At 40.2% G+C, this 6,486-nt stretch carries 5 protein-coding genes; 3 read left to right on the forward strand and 2 right to left on the reverse strand.

What is annotated here, in order from left to right:
- Together A3757_RS23775 and A3757_RS25460 are read left to right on the forward strand one after the other, a co-directional pair.
- Window positions 1–355 (forward strand): integrase core domain-containing protein (locus A3757_RS23775; RefSeq protein WP_156506434.1); only part of this gene is annotated, 355 nt, incomplete at its 5' end.
- A gap of 85 nt (window positions 356–440) precedes the next feature.
- Window positions 441–1,157 (forward strand): pre-peptidase C-terminal domain-containing protein, encoded by a 717-nt coding sequence (locus A3757_RS25460; RefSeq protein WP_255374962.1) that lies wholly within the window; start codon window positions 441–443, stop codon window positions 1,155–1,157.
- A 71-nt stretch (window positions 1,158–1,228) separates the two neighbouring features.
- Here the strand turns inward: A3757_RS25460 and A3757_RS23785 are convergent, their stop codons facing one another.
- Complete coding sequence (locus A3757_RS23785) at window positions 1,229–2,761, reverse strand: hypothetical protein (protein WP_068553573.1); 1,533 nt, start codon at window positions 2,759–2,761, stop codon at window positions 1,229–1,231.
- A 38-nt stretch (window positions 2,762–2,799) separates the two neighbouring features.
- Between A3757_RS23785 and A3757_RS23790 the strand changes: the two genes are divergently transcribed.
- Complete coding sequence (locus A3757_RS23790) at window positions 2,800–5,214, forward strand: CHAT domain-containing protein (RefSeq protein ID WP_068643082.1); 2,415 nt, start codon at window positions 2,800–2,802, stop codon at window positions 5,212–5,214.
- Here the strand turns inward: A3757_RS23790 and A3757_RS23795 are convergent.
- Entirely contained in the window at window positions 5,207–5,842 is a 636-nt protein-coding gene (locus A3757_RS23795) for a hypothetical protein (protein ID WP_156491541.1), read from the reverse strand. The two genes, A3757_RS23790 and A3757_RS23795, sit on opposite strands and share 8 nt — an antisense overlap.
- Window positions 5,843–6,486: the final 644 nt, after the last annotated feature.

Genomic DNA, 6,486 nt, shown 5'->3' on the forward strand with positions numbered 1-6,486 from the left:
TTATGAAAGTCGTGGCAAACCGAAGGGCGTGCTATTTCACAGCGATCAAGGTTGTCATTACACAAGCCAATCCTATCGTCAGCTGCTATGGCGTTATGGCATTCGACAAAGCCTAAGTCGCAGAGGAAATTGCTGGGATAATGCGCCAATGGAGCGATTCTTTAGAAGCTTTAAAACAGAATGGATGCCGCGATCAGGATATGAATCGTTTATGGAAGCAGAAGCAGCTATCGATCAATACATTAATGGTTACTACAATCGTCATCGGCCTCATCATCATAATGGTGGTATGTCACCGTTATTGACTGAACAGGCTTACGAAAAAACTTATAACGGGCTGGCCAGTTTTAGTTGACCACTACAACACTTTCGAACCTAACGAGACGCACAATACTGCGAAGCTCGCAGATTTAAACAAAACCTATCTTTCAGAGCTCTTAATAGGAGGTGAAGACAAGGTCGACGTTTATCAATACTCCTTAACCAAGGGCACGATTTACAGTATCAAGAGTGTAAATTTACAAGGCTCGGGTAGTACCACTGCTGGTGGCTTACAGTTTGAAGTAATCGATGAAGATGGCTCACCTGTTGTATCAAATTATGATTTGCATCAGGATATCGCTTCAAGCGGCGAGTTCTCGGTGACTGAAACAGGTACTTATTATCTCCGAATACTATCTCAACTTGGTACGATTTATCAGAATGATTATTTCAAATATGAAGTGGCAATCTGGGAACCGAGAGAAACTTGGGATAATCCTCATTCAACTGAAAATAACATGGAACCCAATGAGACGCCACGTTTAGCTTATGCCGTTGACGTCTCTCAGCCTATAGTTAGTCAGCTTGAGATGGGTAGCCGTGATAATGTCGATAGTTACGCGGTCGCCCTTTACCCAGGTAACCAGTATCTGCTTACCGTAACGGCAACGGATGGACCGAACAGAAGTTCTGCGTCACGTTTACAGATCAAGGTGACTGACGAAGACGGTACGGTTAGCTTTGTGCCTGAATCGCCATTATCCGTTGGTGTAGAGCAACAGTTCATAATTGAAAGCCTGACGCAAACCAATGCGGTAATTGAGCTCTTTTATAACTATACGAATGGTCATTTAGAGGATTATCATGCTTATGAGTTTGAGGTAACTTTGCAATAAGATCTTCGACTGGCTCCAAATTTATTGGGGCCAGTCATATTATTAATCCGCAACAATGATTATCTAATAGTTCAATTCTGAAGAAGAGTTGTCAGGGGCGATTCTTCGTTTTGACCATTTAGGGTATGAGAACCGGTATCGTGCCTATAATCAATAATAAGTGTAGTAAGTACTTTCGTCTTATCCGCTTGTTCCTTAGTTAACCCTGAAAATAATGGAGAATAAGTTTTAAGATTGGCTTTTGTCAGAAAGTGCTTGTAAGTTTCGCCCTTTTTTAAAGGTTTGTTTAACTCGGTCTCAATCAGAAAACCATTTAGGCTGAGCTTTAATGAGTCAAGCTCAATTGAGCTATCAGACTTGTTTGTAAACTCAATGTGATCCTTGTGCAGTGAAGCTCTCAAATACGAATCTTCCTCAACATGATTGTTGGGGAGCGCGGGTTTATAGTTAATGCTGTTTATGATCAGATTAAGATAAGGCTCAAAATCGAGTTCTGATTGACTCAAAACTAATTTTGGTGGCAATTCGATTTGGTAATCCATGTCCTTTAAAAGGAACTTTGAGCTAGGACTAATTTTCCAATCTATGGTGAATTTATTGGTCAAAGAAGCTTTCTTAAATTGTAGGAAGTTGTCTACATTCAATGCATTTGTTTGCTTAATCAAAGCGATATTTTGATTGTATATTGAGTTATTCGATATCTCTCGATTCATAAGCTCTGTTTTGGCACGTTGAAGTCTTGACTGAAGTTCTCCCAGGCTATCGGCTGGTAGTAGGGACGTAATTAAGTCTTTAGTTTGAGCCAAGGGCTTAATTTCTGGGTAAAGAAAATCTTGCTCTAATTCTTGGATAGTAATTATTGGTTTGGCTAAGTAGTTCGGGTTAGGGGCTTCTTTGTTAAGCAACCCGCTGTTATCTGTTAAGACCAGCGATAGATTTTCTTTGAGATAATTACGAACCGCTGCTTTCTGATTCTTTTTGAATTCATCTACCAGATTAGTTAGTTCTTCACCGTTGCTCTTGGGGTAATCGTAGCTTGCGTTTTTACTGTTTTCTTTTATTTCGTAGTAAAGGTTACCAATGTCATCGATCATGGAGTTGTTGTCCTGTAATTGAGCCGCTTGATCAATCGCCTGCTTAAGGGCTTTGTTGTCAAATGTCGGAATTACCTGAACTGGAAAGAAGAAAACATCAATATCAGTGAAGTCTCCGTTCGCCCAAGAAATTGGGATTCCAATAGGTGCGAGAGCCCAAGAAATAGGGAATAGAATCAAGTTTCTTTCCATCGGTTTATAGGCTAGCCAATTAGAATCTATTTCTTCGCAGTTACCTGACGTGAGCCCGAAAATGCCTCTGTGGCAGCGTTTGTGTTCAGTGTGTGAAAGGGTGTGTAAAGTCAGATTGTTGAGCAGGATTTCGCCTCTGGAGTCGTTTATATTAGTGAAATACCACTTATCGCCTGTTTTAACTAGGTCCGCATATAGTTCGTATTCACCAAAGGAATCATCAGAAATGAGAGCAGGATCTAAAGTTTGAATTGGTTTATTGATTGAGCAACCGGAAAGTACTGAAAAAAATAGTAAAAAAGGTAATATGCGCGACATAGTAACTGCTGTTTAAACTAAGGAATCAAATCTGGCTCATGATAAACCAAAAAGCCTTTCTGCTTAATTCTTCATCTCCAAATTTGCGTACTAAGACTCTACTTTTAGTTCTACTGTCTATATTTTTTTATGGCTGTGCTTCTAAACCGTGGAGTCATTGTGACGACAAAAGCTGCGAGCTTGATGTAATCAAGGATATTGGATATGAGAAAGCCGAAAAAGTTGGGCATATCGATGATTTCTATGAGTTAAGAAACCTCTGCGATGATTTTTATGAACTGTATCGTTACTCTGATGCTGAGCATTGTCTGATTAGGCTAGAAAGTAGAGTCGATAACTTACCCTATATGAAGCTAGGGCGTTATCACAAAGACGTGTCGGCGTTTGACAGGACAGATTATTATAGGCAGAACGCTGAAGCCTCGATTAGGTCGGCACAGCTATATCTTGATTACCACGATTGTAATAAGTCATTAGGGTATGCGACGAAAGGTCTAAATCCGTTTCAAAATTCCTATCCACCAACCATGGAAGATGAATACCGCGAGCTGCGTCGTTTAAAGGGCTTGTCTGCAGCTTGCTTGGGTAATACTAGTGCTGCTGAGCAGGAAATTGGCTATATTCGTGGTATTTCACTTGGTGTTCTGAATAGAACTGATGATGATGTAAAAAATAAGCTAGCAATCGCCGATGTTTACCAAGCGCTTGGGAAATACGGTCAAGCAGAAAACGAATTGAGACGCTCCAACGCTTGGAGCATGACCGATTTTTTGATGGTTGGAGCTAGTATTTATGCAGCGGGAGCGGCTGGGCCTAATAGTATTCCTGCTCTAGACTATCTGCAGGCTGTTAACCAGGCAACACAGTCTGGCGAATTACCAAAAGATAAAGAGATTCCACATCTGTATAAGTTAGCACGCTCTTATCTTGCAAGAGATTTCTACAACAGTTCAGTTGGTATGTATGAAAGGTTGTTTTCTAGAGATGACTTGAAGTCAAAGTTTCCTGACGTCTACTATGCAGCACTGGGAGATTATGCTTTAAGTTTACGAAATGCCGATCAGTCTGACAAAGCAAAAGAATATTTTATAAAAGCGATAGACTTTTACGAACGAAACAGAAACTTTATAAATGCCAGTTCCTCAAAGATTGGTTATATGTCAGATAAGTTTGAAGTATACAGTGCTTATATCGACTACCTTATAGAGATTGGCGATCACGGAAAAGCTTTAGAATATGCTGAGAGATCCAAGTCTCGCGCACTAGTTGATAGTCTTGCGGCTAAAGAAAAGTTTGGTTCACGTTCTTCTAAGGCTGATTCTTTAATTAATGAGATCAAGATTCTTGAGGAGAACAGTTTTAACAAGTCTGAAGACGAACGCAGTATGATCTTAAGCTTGCGTTCCGAATTGAAAGCTGAAGCGCCAGAGTTACTTTCATTGATCAGTGTGCCAAGTATTAATATCGCGGACATGCAGTCTACTGTACCTGACAATACTTCCATGTTGTTCTTCTCACAATCAGTCAAAGGTTTGAATGTCTTTGCTCTCAACAAAGATAGTGTTTACGGACATATGGTTGAGTTGGCAAATATTGACACGCTTGTCGAAGAGTATTTGGAAAAGATACGGACTAGGTCTGATGATTATCTATCAAATAGTCGCGCCTTATATGATGCACTCATCAAACCCGTAGAACCACACTTAAACGGTACCAGTCTATTAATTACACCCTATGGAAAACTGCATTACTTGCCATTTGGGTCTCTGCACGATGGGCAGAGTTTCCTAGTAGAGAAATACAGCTATTCGTTAATGCCCAATATTTCAATTATAGAGCTTTTGTCCAATAGAGTTGTTCAAAGCGAGAAGGCATTAGTAATTGGTAATCCCGCAAATGACCATGGATTTTCCTCCTTAGAAATGAGTGAGCTTGAAGCTTCAGCGATCGGTAATCTTACATACAGATCAAAAACCTTGAAAGGTGAGCAAGCAACTGAAACTGAATTCAAAAATAGCATTTCAGATTACGGAGTTATTCATTATGCAGGTCATGCCTATTTCAATGAGAATGAGCCTCTTCTCTCATCGCTTGTTATGGCTGGAGACGATAAAAATGATGGGATGTTCACTCTGTCTGAACTCTATGAGACAAATATTTCCGCTGACTTGGTTACGCTATCTGCCTGTGAGACAGGCTTAGGAGAGGTAAGATCCGGTGATGAAGTGTTTGGTTTTACTCATGGCTTATTGTTTTCAGGTGCTAATTCTGTAGTCAGTAGCTTGTGGAAAGTTCCTGATGAAGAGACAGGTTTACTCATGCTCGGCTTCTACAGTAATCTTGAATCTATGAGTAAATCAGAAGCACTACAGCAGGCCAAAGTATTTTTACTTAACGATATTAATCCACATCCGTATTATTGGTCTTCCTTTGAATATACAGGGCTTAATTAACCCTTTTTTGTTGTAGCGTTTCGCTTGCATCAAATATCAAGCCGTGTGTTTTATATGCGTGATAAATGAGTTGCTCATGCAGGCTCTTGTTTAGGTCAAGGGTATTAAGCTCTGCGAGCTCTTGATCAAGGCTTTGTTTGCATGAATTTGATATTGGAAGAATAGTGTTTTCTTCCCAATCATATCCCTTCGGTGAAAGAATAAGTATCGCTTTGCCACTGGTTAACGCTTTTTCTGCCAGCTCGATTGCATGCTCGTCGATAGTTTTGCAGAAATTCTCGGAAGCAATGTAGTGGCTAGAGGCGAATTCACCTACTAATACCTGCTTAGGGATAGAGCGATAGTTGGATGCTTTTGGCAGAACAGTAGCAAGTGTGTTTTTGGGCTTCTTGTTCTTAGTTGCTTGTAACTTACAGTTTATTGCCCAGAATTCTTTATCTAGATTGATTTGTTTAAAACATGCTGCCTTGTTTTTTGAACGAGTTGCGACGGATGCTGTGCTTCGGTAACCCGTACTCAAAAGTTTGGCAATTCGTTCCTTATCTGAAACCTGAATCAGCTTTTGTGTTTCTAGGTAATCCAAACGATGGCTTCCTTCGCTCAGCATAATCATACTTTTCGAAGACATTGAAAACAGTTTTATTTTTCCTTGCGAAATTGTGATGACAGATTGTTTGTCTAAATAGTCTCCTGATGAGACAGGTTTACAAGGGGGTCGCTGAACCGAAGTTTTGGATACACAAGCGCTATTTTGGGTGCTTAGTGAGACAACCAGATATGGGAGGTCAGGCCTACTTGGTTGTGCTAAGACAAACTGAGATGTAGAAATAAGAAAAAGAAAAAGGAACAGTGCATATAAGGTAATGCTGCCTGTTCTGATTTCAGTTTGCTTAATCATTCTACTTACCAACCTAACCTTCAATAGAAAGCCCCATTAGATCAAAGTTTTAGAGTGCTTGCATTAACTTTGTCCCCCAAGCGTCCCGTTACCCCTTTTACTACTTTCTGTAAATTTACTCCCGACTTAAGCAAATGCCAAAAGCGTTGCATGCGCTTTAACGCGTGTTATCACTTTTACGTATTCAAACCATAAATGTCGGAGGAAATTATGACAAATCTATATAAGTCAGTTGGGCTAATAATCGGTGTATCGCTAACTGCCGCATGTTCAACAGTTAATGATGTACCACAAACGCCAGCACCTCAAACAGCAGAGTGTAATTTTGACGGTACGGAAAAGGAAGCTCCAAATTGGGTGTGTACAGGGGTTAT

The sequence above is a fragment of the Oleiphilus sp. HI0117 genome (assembly GCF_001635235.1).

Excerpts from the sequence above, each read along its gene's own strand:
- A3757_RS23795 (WP_156491541.1), bottom strand. The coding sequence starts at position 5,842 with ATGTCTTCGAAAAGTATGATTATGCTGAGCGAAGGAAGCCATCGTTTG.
- A3757_RS23790 (WP_068643082.1), top strand. The coding sequence starts at position 2,800 with ATGATAAACCAAAAAGCCTTTCTGCTTAATTCTTCATCTCCAAATTTG.
- A3757_RS23785 (WP_068553573.1), bottom strand. The coding sequence starts at position 2,761 with ATGTCGCGCATATTACCTTTTTTACTATTTTTTTCAGTACTTTCCGGT.